Origin of the sequence: Kitasatospora putterlickiae (genome assembly GCF_039527695.1) — a bacterium.
Classification (GTDB): Bacteria; Actinomycetota; Actinomycetes; order Streptomycetales; family Streptomycetaceae; genus Kitasatospora; species Kitasatospora putterlickiae.
In genome coordinates this window covers 1-1,014 of the sequence record NZ_BAAAKJ010000405.1, presented here as the reverse complement: position 1 = coordinate 1,014, position 1,014 = coordinate 1, and the positions used below count along the sequence as shown (strand labels likewise).

The following is a 1,014-nucleotide window of genomic DNA, read 5'->3' as shown; positions in this document are numbered from 1 at the left end:
GGCCACGGCGCGCGAGGTCAGGGCCAGCCGGTGGAGCAGCATCGCGGGCCTCCTCGGGAGGGCGGGCCGGGCGTCCAGGATCGGCGATCCGGGCCGTCGGCGCGCGTCGGGCGGACCCCTGGCGGTCCTGGCCGGTCCGGTCCAGCCTGCGGATCGGCGTGAGGAGGCGGTGCTCTTGGCCACGCCGTCGATCGGCACCTCGCCGGCGCGCCGTCATACTGGCGCGTTCAGCCACCCAGCCACCCATCCGGGAGACCCCATGACCGCCGCCGACCCGGCCACCGTCCGCTGGACCGTGGACACGCCCACCGACGCCGACTTCGCCGCCTGGCGCGAGCTGTTCCGCGGCTACTGCGCCTTCTACCGGGTGCCGATCCCCGACGAGAAGGCCGAGCTGGTCTGGTCCTGGCTCACCGACCCCGCCCATGAGCTCGACGGCCTGCTGGTCCGCGACGCCGACGGCACCCCGGTCGGGCTCGCCCACTACCGGCCGTTCGTCCGCCCGCTGCACGGGGTGGTCGCCGGCTTCCTCGACGATCTGTTCGTCGCCCCCGCCGCCCGGGGCACCGGCGCGGTCGACCTCCTGCTCACCCGGCTGCGTGAGATCGCCGCCGAGCGCGGCTGGAACGCCGTCCGCTGGATCACCTCGGAGGACAATTACCGCGCCCGCAGCAAATACGACCGGGTCGCCACCCGCACCCGTCTGGTCACCTACGACATGCCCCCGGCCGGCGCCTGACCGGACCGCCCGGCCGCCCGGCCCGCACCCGTTCGGAAATCAGTTCGCACTTTTCTGTTATCCGGTCACCGCCCGCCGGTCTCCCAGGTGTCGGCACCCGTCCGACGGACCCTCCGACGGGCCCGACGGCCCCGAACACAGGAAGCGTGCGCAGGTGAACAGCGAGAACCGGACCACCATCCTCCCCGCGAGCGGGCACCCCGGCCTCGGTGGCCCTGGCGGCCCCGGTGGCCAGGGCGGGCGCGCGGCGCGGCGCGCCGCGGCACGGCGGCGCG

The 1,014-nt window shown here is 75.4% G+C and carries 2 protein-coding genes; one reads left to right on the top strand and one right to left on the bottom strand.

The features are described 5' to 3' along the window. Nucleotides 1-183: hypothetical protein (locus ABD308_RS34530; protein WP_344343817.1), on the bottom strand; the 183-nt coding region annotated here is incomplete at its 3' end. A 76-nt stretch (nt 184-259) separates the two neighbouring features. Here ABD308_RS34530 and ABD308_RS34525 point away from each other — a divergent pair. Then, nucleotides 260-739 carry a GNAT family N-acetyltransferase gene (locus ABD308_RS34525; protein WP_344343815.1) on the top strand — a complete coding sequence of 160 codons (480 nt, stop codon included), beginning with the start codon at nt 260-262 and terminating at the stop codon, nt 737-739. The last annotated feature ends 275 nt before the right edge of the window (nt 740-1,014 follow it).